We start from the raw sequence: 18,405 nt of genomic DNA on the forward strand, positions 1-18,405 counted from the left end.
TCACCCTTAATAAATTGGAAAGAGAAGAAAACTTGCCGAAGTTCATGAGTCAGTTAAAAGCTCTGCTCCACTATAGTCGGGTATCCTGTATAACTGGTACAATACTTTCGTACAGGACAGTTAAACTACTAATCTCTAAATAGTTATAATAAATATTTTACTTTAACGGTCGATTGTTTGAAAAGGGAAGATGCTGTAGAATTTCGTCTCTAAAGCCTTCAGAATCGTTTCATATTGCTGTTTGTGAAATCAAATTTCACGAAACCTGCTCATTTATTGAGTTTTTTGAAATGAAGTATACATTTTGAGTAGCTCAGCCATGAAATTCCTAAAATTGTGCTTTCAAATATCTCACTTGCAACAAGTTACGATTTGAGATGAAAGTAATGTACCAGTTATACAGGATACCCCTATAGTGAATCATGTTTTCAGTATGTTAGAAAAAAATATGATCTATAAAGCTATTGAAGTCGAAGACGCCAATTGTAACGATCTGAAACCTTATGAACAAGCTAGTGCTTTGTGTGGTGCTAATGACCCTTACTTATATTGTGTATTCGCAAATAGAAATAAATAGTAACGCGCGCCATCGAACAGCACAACATCCACAGGACACCGCTTGGGTGAACTATCTAAATGATCCTGATGATTACTTTCGGCATTACAAAATAGATGAATTTGATACAAATAATCAGCAAGCATTACATCTAGCCTACAAACTCGGTTACAAGAAAGGTCATGCAGAAGCTGCCCGCCTCCGTGGAGAAATTCTACTACTTTTTCGCGACGATACTAGAGCCAACTTTTACTTACAATTTGCATTAAAAACCTTCACCGAGCTAAATAACAAACGCGGCCTAGCTACTACCTTAAATAATTTAGGCACTTACTACATCCGGCGAGACCAAAATGCAAAGGCGCAAAAATTATTGTTTCAATCAAGACAATTATTCGAAGAGCTAAACGACCGGCAAGGAATAGGGAGGGTAACCAGTCAATTGGGTGATATTTATTATCAAAATAGAGATTATCCATCCGCACTAAAATATTACCAGAAAGCTATCAAGATCCAATTGGTAGTTGATGATAAGGTAGGAACAGCTACTACATTGAATCGGATGGGTGATCTTTGTTTAACTACAATGCAGCCTCACAGAGCCCTAGATTACTACAAAAAAGCATATCAGGTTGCTAAAGAAAATTATCTTAATAATTTGCTTCAAGCGGAGGCCGGTTTAAATATCGGTAAAGTTTACCATCAATTAAGAAACTATAGTCCAGCAATATATTATTTAAAGAAAAGTTTAGAAGCACAAGACGTATTTTTTGGCCGTAACCATAGCATTTATCACAACCAAATGAAAGCAGAAGTGTACCTGTACATGGGAGAGATATATAAGGCGCGAACAAAGTACAAACAAGCTTTAGCTTATTTACAGAAGGCATTACAAACTATATCTAGAGAGAAGAAATCTGATAACCCCTCTCGTATAAAAAAATATAGTCAAGTGAACCCCTATTTAAGCACTTCTTTAGAAGAACCGATTAGTGAAGCTTATATATTAAAACGGGTTGGTCAGATTTATTACGAGCTGGGTAATTATTCAAAAGCGTTAGAAAACTCTTCACAAAGCCTGAACCTTGCCAGAGAACAGGGATTAATTCAAACAGAGCAGGATACTGATTTACTGTTGTCCCTGATTTATGCTTCAATGCAAGAACATGCTAAAGCTTACGATTACTATAATCAATACATGTCTATTAACAACAAACCGCTGGTTATAGAGCCTAGCGGTAAGTGGCTTGAATCACTTAACTTAAACTGGAAAGAACTCCAGCTCAAGGAAAGAGAACTAAATCAAGTTGAAGAAAGAAATGACCTTTTTCGGTCGGCTTCTTTCTTTGTCTTTATTCCCGTAGTTTTACTATTACTGGTCATTTGGCAGAATCGGCGTAATGAACATACCAGTCGCTTGTTGGCTGATCAATCCAAACTGCTCGAACAACAGCGTATTCGAGAGTTGGAGCAGACCTTCGACCAAAAGCTGGCAGAAACGGAGATGGCTGGTCTACGGGCTCAGATGAATCCCCACTTTATCTTTAACTGCCTAAACTCGATTAAGCTTTACACTGTCGATCAAGAAGCCCATAAAGCCTCTGAGTACCTTACCAAATTCGCCCGCCTAATCAGGTTGGTTCTGGAGAACTCCCGCTCCGATCGGGTTACGCTGAGCGATGAACTGGAAGCTTTACGGCTGTATGCTGAGATGGAAATAATGCGCTTCAAGAGTAAGCTAAGCTTTAGCATAGAGATAGACCCTGTTATTGATACCGAGTTTGTGGAGATACCGCCTTTGCTAATTCAGCCCTACTTAGAAAATGCTATCTGGCACGGACTGATGCATAAAGAAGAAGGGGGTACTGTATGGGTAAAAGTAGTACAGCATCAGGATAATCTTTTGCAGGTAAGCATCAGAGATAATGGCGTAGGCAGGGCAAAAGCAATGGAGTTGAAGAGCAAGTCGGCAACTAAACGGAAGTCTTATGGTATGAAGCTGACGGGTGATCGACTGGAGTTGATTAATCAATTATACCATACACAAACCCAAGTGCAGATCCTAGATTTGATAGATGGCACTGGCCAACCGGCAGGCACGGAAGTTATCCTGCAAATTCCGGTCTGAGGTTTTCTGTACTGCCAGTCTAGTAAAACATAAACCTCTGAATGATTAAAACTACTCTTCGCTATGTTAAAAGCCATTTTGATTGATGATGAACCCGATTGTGTACAACTAATTGCCCGGGAGCTGGCCCAACATTGTCCACAGGTACAAGTGGTCGGGCAAACCACCTCTAGTGAAGATGGACTACGGCTGATCCAGGTCCTGCAACCAGATTTGGTGTTTCTTGATATTGAGATGCCCCGTTTAAATGGCTTCCAATTGCTGGAAAAAGTTGGAGAGCTGTTCTTCCAACTCATCTTTGTGACTGCCTACAATGAGTATGCCATAAAAGCCTTCCGATTTAGTGCACTGGACTATCTACTCAAGCCTATAGATGCTCAGGAACTACAGCAGGCGGTTCAAAAAGCAGCATTAAAGCATCGAGTGGATGGAAAACAACTTGAGCTTTTGCAGCGGCAATTACAACAGCAATATGTAACCGATAAAATTGCCGTACCTTATCAGAACGGAGTTATCTTTCTGCCTTTAAAGGAAATTATTTACTGCGAAGCCGATAACAATTACACCAAGATTTGGGCAACGGAAAAACGTCAGTATTTGCTCACCCGCACCTTGAAAGAAGTGGCTGAAGTGTTAGATCAACGTTACTTTCTGCGTGTGCATCGACAATTTGTAATTAATTTGGACCAAATTAAGATGTTCATGAAGGGTGAAGGCTGTTATTTAGTGATGACTAACAACAGCACCATACCGGTGGCTCGTCAACAAAAGGAAAAACTCGTGCAGCGCTTTGGTTGGCTGTAGTTAAATTAAGATTTGCGTTGAGTAGTAACGACATTAGAGAACTTATGATTGAAAAAATAAGTAAGCTCGTAAGCTATTAAATTTACCATTTGAGTGGAGTGCGGTAGCGTGTATGCACCCCATCTAAGTCAGTCCTTGCCTGATGGCATTCTCCACTTGGCATAGGCGGCAATATATAACGTAATAAATAAGCCTAAAATAGGAATAAGAGCAATCAAGCTGAGCCAGGGGCTTCGACCAGACTTCTGAAAAATAGTCCATAACGGAATGACAAGCAGGATGTAAAGCAAGTATATTTCTTTTGCTCCAAAGCCAATAAATGCCAGCATAATTGATAATTTATGATTTTATGAAATAAGTTACTTATTTTAATAATTTTACTATTGCCCCTTAGTGAGCTAATTTCGAATGTAGTTTAAGCTACTTGTCAATATTTGACTGGTGTCATAATCTACTACGTTTGATGGGGTCATTCTGTATTATACTCCTCCAGCCAGGTATTTACCGATCGGGGGATCTGCGACACATTGATGAATCTGTTGGCATTTAGCACTTCTTGCCGGTAAGCTATACCGGCTTTGTTGAACAGTTTCCGGAAACAAAGCTGGGCGTATTGCAAGCAAGAACGGGCAGAACACGAATACGGTTGCTGGATGATAAATAAAACGGTTAAGTATCGGTAAGCTTCGGAGTGAATTCTTCGATAGTGTATCTTTCTAACTAATACCAAAGCATCCCTATTATACTGATTGACCAGCCGAACGTTGGTGTGCCACATCCGACGGCACTGCCTATTTAACCGGATAACATCGATCGTATCGCGATGGCTATGAACTCGTGTCGTGTTGCTAGTCATGCGGTTTAGTGATCGAAAGCGGAGGCAAATTGCTACAGCATTTAAGGCTAAGGCCAGGTAGGGTACGAGTCTTTTTAGGGCCTTCGAGTACATATCCAAGTTAGCTTTAGTTATCCGCTCCTGAGAAATAGCCTCCTTTTTTCATACAGGCTTATCTACTAAAGGTCTGTTGTCCTTACTCTTCATCCAAGGCTTCCCGGTCGAACGGTCAAATATTCACGGTGAATAGCCGGATTAATGAGGGAAGCTACTCACTCAAAAATAACGCTACTCACCCTGAATAGGCCGTCATTCACCACCCTTAGTTAGTATGCTTATAGATAGTACTTTAGCTTTGATTCAACAATTGCAAGGATAATAAATGCGATAGGCTGCACACCGATATGAAAGGCAACAGTAGATCAATTCTCATTACTGGTCAAAACCGATAGATCGTTTAATCAAACCTTTATCCTGCTCCAAATCAGGACAAGAATTTGGCACTACTTCTTATGAAAAAATTACATGTACTCACCACTACCTCCGACGCACTAGTTCAAGTTCGTTTAGACGACGTCGTTATCTTAAAAGGCCCACTTGGTCAGAGGCGAGTAAGGAAGAACTTAATGAAACCTTCACACCCATTACCTGGACGGGTCGAGGAACACAAATTCATGGACAACATATACTACGGCACCATTTCTGAGCCACATACCACCACATAATAAATAGGCCATTAAGGGAGCTGACTCTGGATGCGAGGGTCATACGAATCTGGTCAGAAATGGTAATCGTTGTAGGCAATTGGCCCTGCCTGAACACTAATACCATTGGCAGGAATGAACACGACGCTTAACATGAACTGGCTCATTGTCAGACGCTTGATATTAAGCGGTGTTACGTACAATAATTCGTTGGCTGCGGGTGCAAGCATTGCCTCAAATTCCAGATTTTGGGCGACAGGAAGCGGGCCGCGTAGGCAAGTTTGGGCTTCCATTTCCGGGTCTCAGCCGATAGGCAGCGCGTCCCGACAGGCAAGGTTTTAGTGTCTTCATTTCCGGGTTGCGGCCAACAGGAGAAACGCCACTGTAGAATTGAGTCGAAGTTAAAAATAGTGTAAAAGTGGAGTCCAGAGACCACTTAAAAAACGGGGCGTAACCGAAAAGCCAAATGAGTAGGAAACTAAATGAAAGTTGTCATGGCTGATCAAGTTTTGAAAAGTGCAAAAATCACGTTTATCATGCCTGAGGGAGATGATAAGGACGATAATACTGCTGTCACTGTTGCAGTATCAACAAAGTTCAACAATCAATTTGATTTGACTCTTGCAAGTAAGGTCAACTTTGCTAACAATGACACCTGGGAAGACACAGGCGATAAGTCATACACTTACGCGCTCGACTTTTCTCCCGTAAGTTTAAGTCAAATTTCAAACGAGGTTAAAACTCACATACACATCAGTCCCAATGGGAACGACACTGTGAAGTTTGGCTATCTACTGTCATTGATTTTCGATGACGGTGATCCAAATACGGCCGTGGCTGAACTGACCCAAAGAAGGGATAATATCACCCTCAGTCAAGACAACAGAGACTTCTCATCTTAAACCATATCACTGGTGGTAACACAGAATCGGGCGGCTATAAAAGTTTTGTCTGTTCGATTTTGTGTTTGTTTAACATTGTTTGAGTTTGTGGAGTTGCGTGCCGGCGACAGGCGGCACGTCCCGACAGCCAAACTGGACAAGGTTCGGAATAAGAGCTTGAACGTGAGTTGATTATCTTCGCGCTTTGGCGTAAAAATCGGAAGTGCGCTGTTGTTTCGCTCCGCTCGTGCCGTTTGATCGCCCTAACGAAGTTAGCATTGATCTTCAAACCGAGGGCCCCACCGATCTAACTCCGCCTACAACCATTCATATGGGGGAGCATGGCTTTTTCTTAGCCCCTGTTCAATTTCTTTAAGGGGCGAAAATGTGCATCGAATTCTTGATAAACTAAGTATTTAGTTGCTTACCGTATAAATCCGCCCTTTTGGAAGAAGAACCCCTTAAGCAGTCGTAACAAGAGACGATGAACTAGCGAGATGCATCCAGAAAAATAACAGGGCAAATTGCCAGATGGAGTCTTGACTTACACACTGCCCACAAGGTATAATAATTATTTGCTTCTTAACCTTTGGATTTCGCTAAAAAACGGGAAATAACACGTATTCTTCTCCAAGTTCATGGCCTTTATTCACAGGAAATTTTAACCATCTTAAACTTCTTACACCATGGCAAAATTCATATCAGTTCTCGATACTCATGTAGGCTTATCGTTTTGGCAAGCTGTTCAATGGGACGATGACCTGACATCATTGACAAACAATCAATTTTATACGGCAGGCGTGAATATGTCACTCCCAAAGAATCCTGGAGACCGACAAAAAGCCCATAAGGTGATTATTGAACGTTCGACTGCATTGCAAGGAGGAGCTACAATAATTCAGCTTTCGACGGTGGGGCAGAATTTAATAGCCTTAGCTAACAGTACTGCTACAGACAGTGTACTTGCTCAACTTACGTCAAATATTAATAATTCAAACATAGGTCAATGAGAAACTTATTCATCTTTATTTGCCTAATTGGCTTCAGTTATTCATGTACTTTTTCAGGAAAGCTCACCAAGCGCTACAAAAGAATTAGGCTAATAAATAGTAGGACAGATATTAAGGATTTAATCGACGTTAACGCAGGTTTTTTTAGGCCAGACGCTGCTCCTATTTTGCCTGCGCCACGACGGCTTACTGCTGATTTGCCTGAAGATGCCTTAGCCGAACTCATTAAACAGTTAGGAACTAAGGAACCGACCAGCGAGAAAATTATAGCGCAGTTAAATACTGAAATCGGCAAACGTTCGGCAGTAACGGAAGAATTTATAGATATGACCGTTATTCCCCGCCGAATATTGGTATCGATTATGGATTTGGCACAAAACAATGTTAATCGAGTATCTAAAATTGAGGTCCGTATTAAATTCCCTTCTGAGCTGCGATTATTAAGCTGTAATCGGTTCGAAACCGCCTTTGCCACTATTGATTTGGGTAAACTCAATTTTAGCAATAGCATAACAGCAAAAGGTACAGCAAGTCTAACAGCAGGCCTTACGGGTGGACTCACAGGCGTTTCATCAACTAAAAATACTGATACCTCGAAACCTACTGATTCAAACACAGTAGTTGCCGAAACAACGAATAGCTCTACTACTACTAGTCAGCAAACGTCTGGACAGGGCCTCAGTGCTGAGGTAAGTGGCACAAAATCATTTTCCGAGGAAGTTCAATTGCGACAGCGAATTATTGCTCTGACAGCAAGTGTAGATAATAGCACTAATACCCTGAAATTATTTCAAGAAGGGATTGGCGGAATAAAACTAGATGGAAACGTTACAGCTGATGTCACAATTGATACAAAAGCGAATACAGCTGTTGAGCGTACCTTTGCGTTTGCTGATCTGGTTACACCTACCGGATTTAATACTGCCGACAAATTAAAGGTGACTGATATTTTGATCGCCTATTTGAATCGAAGTGGAAATATGATGGCAGATATTACTTTTTATGCCGAATACAGACAAGTATACAAAGGACACAAAACCATTACTGAATCTGATGACCATATTGATTTGAAGTATGGTGCTACGGATGGTACAACTAAAAAATCAGTGGTCTTGCTATACGAGAATGAATACAAGCCTAACTTCTGGATTATTTCAAATAAGGGTACTACAGTACCAGAACTGAGACTATTTAGCCCAACAGCTGGAGACAGTGGTAGCCTACTTTTCAATTCATTTGCAAACGCCAAAAGCTTTCTTACTTGGCTTAAATCACAGAAGACAGCGATTCTTTCAGGACGTGTTCCTGTTAAACGTGTAGCCATTGGAACAGGCGGTCACTTTCTGGAATTGCAGAGTGGCAGAGAATTTACGGCTGCCGTAATCGACGGCTTAGAGGCTAATTTGCTCAGGTAACAGAAGTTCGGGATGATATAGAGTGTTTGAGTCTTTAAACGATTCTGCTAATCCTGAATTACATGTGGCACGGCTTCACTTGATATTGAAAGACTTGCAACATCAGACTGTACCTACAGATTTTATATTCTCAAAATACGCTGGTCAGCCTTGTATTCATTATTCTTTTCGCAACTGCGTTCGACGGACTGGCTCAAGCGTTGAAATTAGCAGGTGTACTCACACGCACCAGTTTAACCATTAGCCCTACCGATACCCTTAGCACAGGGGAAATAAGAGTGGCCCTGTTTCCAACATATAATGGGAAAAAGACGGTAGATAAATAGAGGAAAAACCCTTGTAGCTGAGATGATTCCTCGGCATCTTGCCTTGCTTTTTGGCGTACAACTTTCCTATTTCTAAACGCTGAGACCATGCCTACTATCCCTCATTCCGACAACCTGCTCCAGCATCTTGACGACAGCATTGCCGTCGTCAAAAAATACAATGGCAACCTGCTTGCCGACCCTAGCCTGCTGCACCTACAGCCGCGTGTTAAGCTGTCAATAGCAGGCCCAACCAGTGTGTTCATCGAAGCTGTGACCAAACCGGGTGACAAGCTTGCGGCCCTACCCGAGACCCTCGACGGCTTTACGTTGCGAGTGCGCCCTGCCACCGCCCAGGAGCTTGTCGAGGGGTTCGTGCCGCTTTCGGCCTGGGAGGGCCTCGCGCTCGAAACGGTCCCGCCAATTAGCTATGTACCACCCCCAGTTTCATTGGTGTCGCTCAAAGAACAGCAGATCAATACGCTCATCTGCCACGTTGGCCCCGATTCGGGCTGGCCAACGCTGCAACCGTTTCTGGAAGGTACCCAACGCACCCTCACGGTGGCGATGTACGAGTTCTACGCCTCGCACATCCTCGACACAGTGACGAAACTCGGCCAGAACCCCAGCCACCAGATGGACATGATTCTCCAGGTCGATAAAAACGACAAGACCGCCGAAGTAACCCTTCGCAGCACCTGGAAAAACCGACTCACGTTCGTACCAGCCTCGGTGAAAGGGCCAAACCGGATTTTTAACAATTCGTACCACACAAAAGTGTCCGTGCGCGACTCGTCGGCGTTCTGGGTGTCGAGTGGTAACTGGAGTCCAGCCAGCCAACCAACCGTCCCCCCCGGTATGGAGAAAACGCTCTACAGCTTGGGTAACCGCGAATGGCATTTGTTGATTGAACACAAGCCACTGGCCGAAATGTATGAGAAATTCATTCGCTACGACATGGAGCAGGCCAGCCACGTCCCCCCCGTGCCCGCAGCCGCGCCCACTCCTCAACCCGACCTGCTGGTACCGATGGAGGCTCTATTCCCGGAAGCTGCCGTTGAGCAGCCGCACCCTTTTCTGGCGAAAAAAATGACCTTTCCCGGCGCAGGTATCCGGGTGAAGCCCCTGATGAGTCCCGACAATTACGCGCAGAGCGTACTCGACCTGATTCAGGGGGCCGAACACTCACTGTACATCCAGTTTTCGTACATCAACGCCCCCTTCAACGAGCTTTTCGACCAGATTATCACGGCCATTACCGACAAGATGAACGCGGTACCCAAAATTGACGTGAAGGTGCTGGTGAGCCGGAACCAGAAGCCCGATAGTGCTGAAGTGCTGCTCACCCGCCGGGACTGGAAAGCCAGTATGTTCCGACAGCAGACCAGCCGAATGCACAACAAAGGCATCCTGATCGACGGCAAGATTGTGGTCGTGGGCAGCAACAACTGGTCGAGCGACGGCACACAGTATAACCGCGACACCAGCCTAGTGCTGTTTTCGGAAGACGTATATCGGTATTTCGAAGAAGTGTTTCTCTTCGATTGGGAACACCTGTCGAAGCCCTTTGGCAGTGGTTCGCCAGTGGTGCCGGAGCTGGCTCCGATGACTGAATCAACGCCCCTCGGCATGCTACGGATTCCATATCAGGCTTGGTTTGACGAATAAACAACTATGCTTTCATTCGAGGAAAAACAGCTTGTTAGCAACGCATTGACAATGTGGATCGCCACACAGGGCAGCCCCCGGTCTATGCTTACAGGTGCCATTAGCGATCTAAGGTTTGCGAATGCCCTACCCGAAGGGGCACCTGTACTGCTGATTACAAAAACAGTAGACTTGTGTGTACAGGATGCCTGGAATAGCACGCCGCCCTGGCTCGAAAAACTGTTTATCGGGCTAAATTTGATCCAGAACGAACCGAGCATCGCGGCCTTGTGGCATGTGGTGAGTCAGCGCAAACCACCACCCGCCGGCGTTGTACTTGCTGGCAGCATTCTGAACGGCAGCACCCCGTTTGTGAACCGCACCAATTTTCGGAAGCGTTTGAACACGCTGGTAGACCCCGTTGTAGGCAAGCAAAGACCCATTCTGGTGATTGGCGGAGCTACTAAAACCGGCAAGTCATACTCAGCCCGGTATATCGACCATTTCGCTAACCGAAGTTCTGGCGTTACACAGTACCCGCTTGCGCCCTTTAATCCCGAACAGGGCGAAGCTACTGGTCCCGAAGAAATTGCTACAGACTTTGTGTCGATGATGGGGCGCTCGCTCGACACCAGGCCGCTGCCCACCACCAACAAAGACCGCTATGGAGTCGAACTGGCACAGTGGGTGTTCAATCAGGCGGCACAGTCAGGTGGGCAGCACTGGTTCATCCTCGATAATTTCCGGGGCGACAAACTCCGGCCCGATACCCGCAACTTTCTGAAAGCCCTCACGTCGCTGGTTGTTGCAGGCCGCTACCCTGACTTCTGCCGCCTAATTCTGATCGACGTAGACCCTACACTACTTGGCGCCGATACGGGTAAAGTAGACAATGAAGACGTAAAGGTCTGTAAACTAACCGATATCGACGTTGTAGTGGCTGAGCTGAATCAGCTGCTTCCTAGCGTAGCAGCTTCTACTCTTCGACGTTTCATCGTGGATAATCTGCCTGTCAACCAGCCCAAAATGCCTGAACTCAACCTTCGTCTGAGGCTCCTGCTATTGGCAATGACACGACTATCAGGCATCTTGCCCGCCGGTGCCGATGCAGAAACGATACTGCTCGAAATGCTACTCGACCTTCCGCCCGACGGCACTGCCACCGACGAGCTCCGCACCCGACTAACCACGCTGGAAGAGAGCGTAGAGGCCCTATGAACAAACTCACCCAAGACCTGTTGGCAAAATACAAAGTCAAGCGCGAAGCTCTGACTATTCCGCCCGACGTCGGCCAGTCCACCGAAGCCGCCTGCAACAGCTACCGGAAGGCAGCCGCGGTGTTACAGGGGTTCCGGCCCGATGTACTCCGCCCCCTTGACCTCGCTTACGCCGACGAACCAGCGCGTCAACTGCTGGCCGATGACCTGCTACTCGTACCTGGTGGGCTGGCGGAGGGCATGTTTGCCCTCAAACTGACAGTCAGGAAAAAGGCATTGCGGCAGTTAGGCACCCGCGAGGCCATGCGCGCCGCTCTCGAAGCCAACCCAGAGCGGGTGCAGACTCCCCTGCAAACAATGTGGGAAACATACTTGAACAGCGGCTTGCTACCCGACCCCAACACGCTTCATTACCAACAGCTTACTCAATACACACAACTCATCGAATGGCTCGACGGCCTCGACCCGGCGCTTCCTACCACTAAACAGGTGCAGCGATTACTCCGTGAAAAAAGTATAGTAGCCACCTTCGATCACCTCGTAGTAGACAATTTCACAGGCCGCCAACGAGAGTTGAACACTATCAGCAGCTACATCAGAGAGAGTAATACATCCAACGGCATACTGGGCATCTACGGGCCTGGAGGTGTAGGTAAGTCGGCGTTGATAGGGCGGGTGCTGTGGGAATACAGTCAGCAAAACCCCGATGAGCGCATTCCGTTTGCCTATCTGGCGTTCGACCAGCCTACTCTGCGAATCGATCAGCCGTACACCATTCTGACCGAAGCCGTAAACCAATTTGCCCTTCAGGCACTCGGCAAGCAAACGGCTATCGCGCTATACAATGATGTTCTCAAGCGCTATCGCGAACTGCGCAGTGACCTTGGCAAGCGAAGCGGCCCACAACAAGTGCGGGGGATGGGGGCGGAAATCACTCAACAGACAGAGAATTTGCTGTACCGAGTATTTAGTATATTTGTTAACCTGCCTGTAGGCAATCAATCCCAGCCCGCCACCCTATTGGTGCTCGATACCTTTGAGGAAGTACAGTACCACGACCGGGAAACCCTGACCGAGTTCTGGCGGATGCTCGTCTACTTGCTCAAGCACTCCCCCGCGCTTCGGATTGTCATCTGCGGACGGGCACCCATTGAAGAAGTTGGAAGCGAGCGAGTCCCGATCGACAATCTGCGCCTGATTAACCTGCCACTCCTCAACCTCGACCTGCACGACCGGGTGCTGCTGTTGCTACGGTTGGGCGTAGTCGACAAGCAAGTGGCGACAACCGTTGCCCAACAAGTAGGCGGTAACCCCCTAACGCTCCAATTGGCCGCCAACGTAATCACGAAAGCCCCGCACGAACTCACGCAGACGGGTATCGGAGGCATCGGTAGTCAACTCCGGTTTCAGATCGATGAGCAACTGATTCAGGGGCAGTTGTACCGCCGTATTCTCGACCACATCCACGACCCCAACGTGCGGAAACTAGCCCACCCTGGCATGGTGTTGCGCCGTGTTACGCCCGATGTCATCCTAAACGTACTAGCCCCGACCTGCCACTTGGCTATTAGCGGAATAGGTGAAGCTCAGTTGCTCTTTGAAGCCCTTCGCCGAGAGCATGGTTTAGTACAGGCGAGCAACCCCGGCACCCTAGTGTATCGACCCGAAATTAGGCAAGCGATGGTGCGGTTACTGCGGCAGGATAGGCCCGCCGATATATCCGAACTGCACCAGAAAGCTGTTTGGTACTACCAAGACCGCCCCGACCCACAGGACCGGGCTGAGGAACTTTACCACCGGCTGATGCTGAATCAGGAACCCTGGGAATTGGAACCACGGTGGCTAAAAGACATTGAAGGGTCGATAGCGGCCAACCTCGACGATTATTCCGACGAGATGAAAGTCTGGCTGGCCTCGCGAATGAGCCTTGAACTGCCCCGGTCTGTGTTTGCCAATGCCGATGCCGTGCTGTGGGAGCGAAATGTAACTCGCAAAGTGCAACAGGCACTAAGCCGCCGCAACTACCAAGAAGCATATAATCTGCTAACTGAACGCCCCGACCGGTCCCCAGACAGCCCCCTGTTTGCACTCGAAGCGAAGCTATGTCTAGTTAGACGCGGAAAGAAAGATCCCGAGCAAGCCTGGAAGGTACTCGAAGCTGGCGTAGTCTGTGTGGCTGAAGGAGGAAACCGGGGGCGTATGGCCGAATTGCACTGGCTCCAGAGTCAAGCCGCTATTTTAATGATTCGTGAATTGGACGAGGCCGATTCCTATTTGACGAAGGCACAACAGGCCATTGAAAAAGCCAGCACTCAGTTGCCATTGATGCACATCCTCGGCCAGCGGCTGTTGCTACAGACAACATACCCGAAGGCATTTGCGCTTAAATCGATTAGCTCACTGCGGGTACAGTTGGGTGAGGTGTGCCTGGCCTTCGATGAGCCGTTTCCAACCAAATCGCACTTTGTAGCACACTTAGCATCCTTGATGCTGGATGGCGAATTCCCCAAAGCGGAGGCTAACCTTGCGCGTTTTGTACCCGGCAACCCTACTACCGATTGGCCTGGTGCAGTGTCATCGATGACCCTCACCGAAGCAAATCTACAAGGCCTCGACCCCTTCCTCCAGCCTTGGGAATTAGACAACGAATCTAGTATCGATGAATCAATACTATTATGAATCCAATCCTATCCCCTGACGAAGTAAACCAGTTGGTCGCTGCGCTGATGAGCAGCCCGCTCGATACCGGCATGGCTCGTCCGATGTTGTTTCAGAGCGTCAGCAAATCCATTACGGGTCTGCTCCAAGGTGGGTTGCCGCCCATGCTACAGCTCCGTAGCGACATCAGCACAATGAACAACGTGCGGCGGCTCACTAATGGTGAAGTGCCACTGCAACTCTACCTACAAAACGCCGCCACGCTGCTCGATGGCACCCAGCAGGCCGAAGTCATCAAGAGCCTGTTGAGTGAAGTAATGGGCCGCACGTCTGGCGCACCTCAAATCGACTTGGTTGGGCTGCCCGACGTGAAGGAAGTACTGGTTCATCAGGACGACACCCTATCGGTTGCGTTTATGAAGGCAGGTATCGAGGTTGGTCCTTCGGTGATGAAACTGCGGGTACCTCGCTTTGAGAACGGGCAGCCCCGCCTTAGCGGTACCGAACGAACCTATTACCTCGGTACCGGATGGCTTGTCACAGACTCGCTGCTGATGACCAACCACCATGTCGTGAATGCTCGCGACGACGGCGAACCCAGTGCTCCCGATTCTGACCTTCGTCTACAGAGTGCCAACACCCTGCTCATCTGCGATTTCGACAACAGTAGCCTGCCCGAAAAACCACCCATCAATGCTCTCCAGCTTGAAGTTGCCAACCCTACCCTCGACTACGCACTGCTACGCGTACCGTCCTTCACCGACCGTACGCCTATGCGCCGAGCAACCAACGCCGCCCAGAAAGGTGATGCAGTCAACATCGTTCAGCATCCCGGAGGGCGGGCTAAACGTTATGGCATCCGTAACAACCTAGTCAGTGCCGCTACCGAAACCGACGTGCGCTACTTCACCGATACCGAGGGCGGATCATCGGGGTCGCCTGTTTTCAACGACAATTGGGAGGTAATCGGGCTACATCGTGGGGCCAAGTTTGTGACGGGTGTACAGTTTCAAGGCAAACCGACGGCATGGGTCAATCAGGGCACACCCATAGCCGCTATCCTCGCCCACATAAAGGCCAACCACCCCGCGCTGGTGACCGAACTCGCTCTTTAACCTCAAGTACATTTCCGTTCGTATGAAACACCTCTTCGTTTCTCTGTTATTGCTGACCTCCGTTGCGCTATCGGCTACCTTCGCCCAAGATTCAACGAACCACTCGGCCCCAACATCAGCGTCAGCAACGGGCAATCTGGCCCCAACTACCGACGACAAACCTGCCAAAGAGGTGCCATTCAGTATGCAAGAGATGCTGCTGATTATTGCCCTCTGTGGTCTTGTTGGTGGTTATGCCAACTACCGCCGTACTGCCGAACAACTCCGCACAACAGTGACGGGGTCAGCTACGCTCGGCACTGAACCCGTTACGCAACCCGCCACGCCCGACGAGCGGCGACGGCATTTGCTTACCTGTCTCACGCTGGGGTTGTTATCCTCAGCCCTGGTACCGCTCTTTCTCAATAGCCTCAGCAGCAATCTCCTCTATAACAAGACCGATCAGAACCTGCTCATCTTTGCGGGTTTCTGCCTGTTGGCGGGTATAGCTTCGAACGGGTTTATCGATGCGCTAACCCAGCGAATGCTGAACCAGATGAAAGAAACACAACGGCAGGTCAACGAAGCCGCCCGACAGGTGAATGAAAGTCGGATAGAGACCGCTACCCTGCTCGAATCGAGCCGGGAGCAATTAGAAAATCTGAAAGAAAAGCCTGAATGAGCTAAGGCGTTGTAACGAAAAAATAGAAGACTATAATAGGCTACTTATTTTCTGAATGCGCTATCAAATAGGTAACAACTTCTTGGTGATTAGAACATTTATGCAGGGTAGTACGACACCGGCCGCCCAGACAATACGTCATTTGGCGAATCGGCCTTCTTACTCAGACGTATTGCTGAAAATTAGTGATTATTTCGGCACACTTTTATTATTTTAAATTACGTCATATATCTTTTGAACAAGGGTCAGAATTTTGCTCGCTTTAGCGGCTTGAATATTTACTTTTGTCCACTGTCAGGTTTACAATAACTTGTAGAATAGGGTTTTCGTGAACGATTTGAAAAAGATATACAAACAGGTACAATCTATTAATTCACAATCATTTACGCTGTTCATTTACCACTACTCATTGGCCTTTAAATGAACGATTTCATGTTTGACCCGTCCTGAAAAGTGTTGACCGTTGTCTGATCCTGAAAATAAGTTGTCAGTTTTTCAGGCAGTAATTTTTAGTCAATAGTAATCCTGGTATAGCGTTGTCAATTTAGATGAAACAGATGGACTTACCCATATTGGCCGTGGTCCCGAGCTGATTTTGACCGCTTGTAAACCTTGGGCTTCCAATGCTTTTTAAGCGGAAGCTCACTCTGATGAGCCATCACTGGAGTCTGGTAACCACAGCTCATGTGCGGGCGCAGATGGTTGTAATTGTAGATACTTTTCTCAACCGCTTTCTCTGCCTCCTCAAAAGTAATAAAGTCTTCATCTTCTGGCGATAAAGTTGGACCCAGCTGCGCAAGGTATGGCCACTGTGAATGCCTAAATCTTCCATCACCTGGCTTACTTCTTCACCGCCAAAGAGGATACGAAACACTGCGGTCTCTCGGAGTTGTTCGCTGTACTGAAAGCGACTCAGCAGGTCGCGAATGTGGTCTTACACTGAAATAGGTTGTCGATTTTGATGAAAATCTGACAACCTATTTTCTATACAACAGTTAGTTAAGTGCTTGATAAAGAGTAGTTTAAAAACAACCTAATCAGTTCCTCCTGAGTTAAATCAAGAGCTGTCAAACGCCGTTTCACTTGCCGTAAGCCCGCTTCCCTAGTTTTTTGAACTGTGTCTTTAACTTGAGCTTTCTTGTAAGGCTCCTCTTTAGTCAGCATGTTCCAAATAATCACCGCCAGCTTTCGAGCTGTGGCCGTGATAGCCGCCACTCGGCCTTTCTTATAGGCAACTCGTTTAAAGAAGCCACTCAATTCATGATTGGCCAGATTGCCAATCGTGTTAGCTGCCTGTCGTAAGGCGATAGCAATATGGGATTTGCCCGAGGGTGTATAACGGCTAATCGTGCGTCCGCCACTGATTTTATTGTTGGGCACCAACCGTAGCCAACTAGCGAAGCTTTTAGCGCTGGCAAACTTATGGATGTCCTTGCCTAACGTGGTTAATAGGCATAAAACCGTACTGTGACTAACTCCGGGTATGGCAAACAAATCGGTTTGAAAATAACTCAGCGCAATTTGGGAAACATCAAAGCCAGGCGTGTTTTTATTGTTTTTCTTTCGGGTGGCGGGCTGGACGTGTTCGGCTGATTTATAAACAGGTTCTTGGGCTACAGAGCGACGTAAAGCTTGTTCAATGGTCCCATCACACTCTAGCAGCGCTTTTTGATAGAGCTTATAAAAATTTAGGGTTGCTTGCAATTCAAATAATTGTTCCTGTCGCCACCAGCCCTGCAGCGATTGAGCGATTTCCTCCTTAGACTTCTTCACACGCACGTCCACCAAGGAGGCTAAGTAATATGGATCTCGGTTGCCTACCAAAATCGCTTCAATGATGGCTAGGCCCGACTTACCGGTGATGTCGCGAATAGCTACATCCAACCGAATATTCATCAACCGCAGCGCTTTCTGCATTTTGCGAGCATAAGTAGCCTGCTGCTCAATCAAGTGCTGGCGATGATAGTAGTAGGTACGAAGTTCCTGCAGCGTGTCGCTCAATAAAAAACTGCCCGACAATAATCCTAACGAGTGGAGTCGTTGAATCCACAAACAATCAATGACATCGGTTTTGCGACCCTGGACGTTTTTAGTCTGATTGCCGCCCACTAATAAGACCTCAAATCCAGCTTTCTGTAAAGCATTAAAGAGGGTTTGCCAGTAACTGCCGGTACTTTCCATGGCTACCGATGTAATACCATACTGGCGCAAATAGTCAATCAGATCCTGGTGGTCCTGGGTGTAGACGCCAAAGGATTGGACGTTTTCTTTATTCTGGTCGACGGCTACCCAATGCTCTCGGGAGCCGATGTCAATGCCAGCAGCATGCGGATTGACGATTGGCAAATTAGTGGTTGACTTTCCCATCGTTTTGGCGGCTTAGATGCGTAAACTGACCTCAGGGAATGGATGGGTATATCAGGATTTTTCTATACGGGATTCTCTTGAGGAGATCACCAGTGAATTCAA

At 47.1% G+C, this 18,405-nt stretch carries 15 protein-coding genes; 10 read left to right on the forward strand and 5 right to left on the reverse strand.

All coding sequences use genetic code 11. The annotated features are described in order from the left end of the window. Positions 1-503 precede the first annotated feature (503 nt). On the forward strand, positions 504-2,684 hold the full coding sequence (locus tag NT073_RS05265) for a tetratricopeptide repeat protein (RefSeq protein ID WP_297369833.1): 2,181 nt from the start codon (positions 504-506) through the stop codon (positions 2,682-2,684). 63 nt (positions 2,685-2,747) lie between these two features. Further along, entirely contained in the window at positions 2,748-3,488 is a 741-nt protein-coding gene (locus NT073_RS05270) for a LytTR family DNA-binding domain-containing protein (protein ID WP_297369835.1), read from the forward strand. 128 nt (positions 3,489-3,616) lie between these two features. On the opposite strand, the gene NT073_RS05275 is transcribed toward NT073_RS05270, so the two are convergent. After that, the gene (locus NT073_RS05275) at positions 3,617-3,817 is read right to left on the reverse strand and encodes a hypothetical protein (protein WP_297369837.1); all 201 of its coding nucleotides are present in this window, start codon (positions 3,815-3,817) and stop codon (positions 3,617-3,619) included. A 1,284-nt stretch (positions 3,818-5,101) separates the two neighbouring features. After that, positions 5,102-5,320 carry a hypothetical protein gene (locus NT073_RS05280; protein ID WP_297369839.1) on the reverse strand — a complete coding sequence of 73 codons (219 nt, stop codon included), beginning with the start codon at positions 5,318-5,320 and terminating at the stop codon, positions 5,102-5,104. Positions 5,321-5,521: 201 nt separating this feature from the next. Between NT073_RS05280 and NT073_RS05285 the strand changes: the two genes are divergently transcribed. From NT073_RS05285 to NT073_RS05320, 8 genes are all read left to right on the forward strand, one after another. Next, positions 5,522-5,929 carry a hypothetical protein gene (locus NT073_RS05285; RefSeq protein WP_297369841.1) on the forward strand — a complete coding sequence of 136 codons (408 nt, stop codon included), beginning with the start codon at positions 5,522-5,524 and terminating at the stop codon, positions 5,927-5,929. 665 nt (positions 5,930-6,594) lie between these two features. Further along, positions 6,595-6,918, forward strand: coding sequence for a hypothetical protein (locus tag NT073_RS05290; protein WP_297369843.1), 324 nt, complete (start codon positions 6,595-6,597; stop codon positions 6,916-6,918). After that, on the forward strand, positions 6,915-8,333 hold the full coding sequence (locus tag NT073_RS05295) for a hypothetical protein (RefSeq protein ID WP_297369846.1): 1,419 nt from the start codon (positions 6,915-6,917) through the stop codon (positions 8,331-8,333). The genes NT073_RS05290 and NT073_RS05295 overlap by 4 nt, the downstream gene beginning before the upstream one ends. A gap of 413 nt (positions 8,334-8,746) precedes the next feature. After that, positions 8,747-10,306 carry a phospholipase D-like domain-containing protein gene (locus NT073_RS05300; RefSeq protein WP_297369849.1) on the forward strand — a complete coding sequence of 520 codons (1,560 nt, stop codon included), beginning with the start codon at positions 8,747-8,749 and terminating at the stop codon, positions 10,304-10,306. 6 nt (positions 10,307-10,312) lie between these two features. Further along, positions 10,313-11,503, forward strand: a complete 1,191-nt coding sequence (locus NT073_RS05305) for a hypothetical protein (RefSeq protein WP_297369852.1) — start codon at positions 10,313-10,315, stop codon at positions 11,501-11,503. Further along, positions 11,500-14,181 carry an ATP-binding protein gene (locus NT073_RS05310; protein ID WP_297369854.1) on the forward strand — a complete coding sequence of 894 codons (2,682 nt, stop codon included), beginning with the start codon at positions 11,500-11,502 and terminating at the stop codon, positions 14,179-14,181. Before NT073_RS05305 ends, NT073_RS05310 begins: the two co-directional genes overlap by 4 nt. Beyond that, positions 14,178-15,275, forward strand: coding sequence for a trypsin-like peptidase domain-containing protein (locus NT073_RS05315; protein WP_297369857.1), 1,098 nt, complete (start codon positions 14,178-14,180; stop codon positions 15,273-15,275). The genes NT073_RS05310 and NT073_RS05315 overlap by 4 nt, the downstream gene beginning before the upstream one ends. Before the next feature lie 22 nt (positions 15,276-15,297). Further along, positions 15,298-15,936: a YEATS-associated helix-containing protein gene (locus tag NT073_RS05320; protein WP_297369860.1), complete on the forward strand. Its 639-nt coding sequence runs from the start codon at positions 15,298-15,300 to the stop codon at positions 15,934-15,936. Positions 15,937-16,499: 563 nt separating this feature from the next. On the opposite strand, the gene NT073_RS33295 is transcribed toward NT073_RS05320, so the two are convergent. The 3 genes from NT073_RS33295 to NT073_RS05325 all read right to left on the reverse strand — a co-directional run bounded on the left by NT073_RS33295 (position 16,500) and on the right by NT073_RS05325 (position 18,303). After that, positions 16,500-16,727, reverse strand: a complete 228-nt coding sequence (locus NT073_RS33295) for an integrase core domain-containing protein (protein ID WP_366107226.1) — start codon at positions 16,725-16,727, stop codon at positions 16,500-16,502. Then, positions 16,619-16,864 (reverse strand): transposase, encoded by a 246-nt coding sequence (locus NT073_RS33300; protein WP_366107227.1) that lies wholly within the window; start codon positions 16,862-16,864, stop codon positions 16,619-16,621. The genes NT073_RS33295 and NT073_RS33300 overlap by 109 nt, the downstream gene beginning before the upstream one ends. 71 nt (positions 16,865-16,935) lie before the next feature. Continuing rightward, positions 16,936-18,303 carry an IS110 family transposase gene (locus NT073_RS05325; RefSeq protein ID WP_297369863.1) on the reverse strand — a complete coding sequence of 456 codons (1,368 nt, stop codon included), beginning with the start codon at positions 18,301-18,303 and terminating at the stop codon, positions 16,936-16,938. Positions 18,304-18,405 lie beyond the last annotated feature (102 nt).

The sequence above is a fragment of the Spirosoma sp. genome (genome assembly GCF_026391055.1).
Lineage (GTDB): Bacteria > Bacteroidota > Bacteroidia > Cytophagales > Spirosomataceae > Spirosoma.

Bases quoted from the DNA above. Each gene is read 5' to 3' on its own strand.
- NT073_RS05265 (WP_297369833.1), top strand. From the start codon at position 504: ATGAACAAGCTAGTGCTTTGTGTGGTGCTAATGACCCTTACTTATATT.
- NT073_RS05270 (WP_297369835.1), top strand. From the start codon at position 2,748: ATGTTAAAAGCCATTTTGATTGATGATGAACCCGATTGTGTACAACTA.
- NT073_RS05275 (WP_297369837.1), bottom strand. From the start codon at position 3,817: ATGCTGGCATTTATTGGCTTTGGAGCAAAAGAAATATACTTGCTTTAC.
- NT073_RS05280 (WP_297369839.1), bottom strand. From the start codon at position 5,320: ATGGAAGCCCAAACTTGCCTACGCGGCCCGCTTCCTGTCGCCCAAAAT.
- NT073_RS05285 (WP_297369841.1), top strand. From the start codon at position 5,522: ATGGCTGATCAAGTTTTGAAAAGTGCAAAAATCACGTTTATCATGCCT.
- NT073_RS05290 (WP_297369843.1), top strand. From the start codon at position 6,595: ATGGCAAAATTCATATCAGTTCTCGATACTCATGTAGGCTTATCGTTT.
- NT073_RS05295 (WP_297369846.1), top strand. From the start codon at position 6,915: ATGAGAAACTTATTCATCTTTATTTGCCTAATTGGCTTCAGTTATTCA.
- NT073_RS05300 (WP_297369849.1), top strand. From the start codon at position 8,747: ATGCCTACTATCCCTCATTCCGACAACCTGCTCCAGCATCTTGACGAC.
- NT073_RS05305 (WP_297369852.1), top strand. From the start codon at position 10,313: ATGCTTTCATTCGAGGAAAAACAGCTTGTTAGCAACGCATTGACAATG.
- NT073_RS05310 (WP_297369854.1), top strand. From the start codon at position 11,500: ATGAACAAACTCACCCAAGACCTGTTGGCAAAATACAAAGTCAAGCGC.
- NT073_RS05315 (WP_297369857.1), top strand. From the start codon at position 14,178: ATGAATCCAATCCTATCCCCTGACGAAGTAAACCAGTTGGTCGCTGCG.
- NT073_RS05320 (WP_297369860.1), top strand. From the start codon at position 15,298: ATGAAACACCTCTTCGTTTCTCTGTTATTGCTGACCTCCGTTGCGCTA.
- NT073_RS05325 (WP_297369863.1), bottom strand. From the start codon at position 18,303: ATGGGAAAGTCAACCACTAATTTGCCAATCGTCAATCCGCATGCTGCT.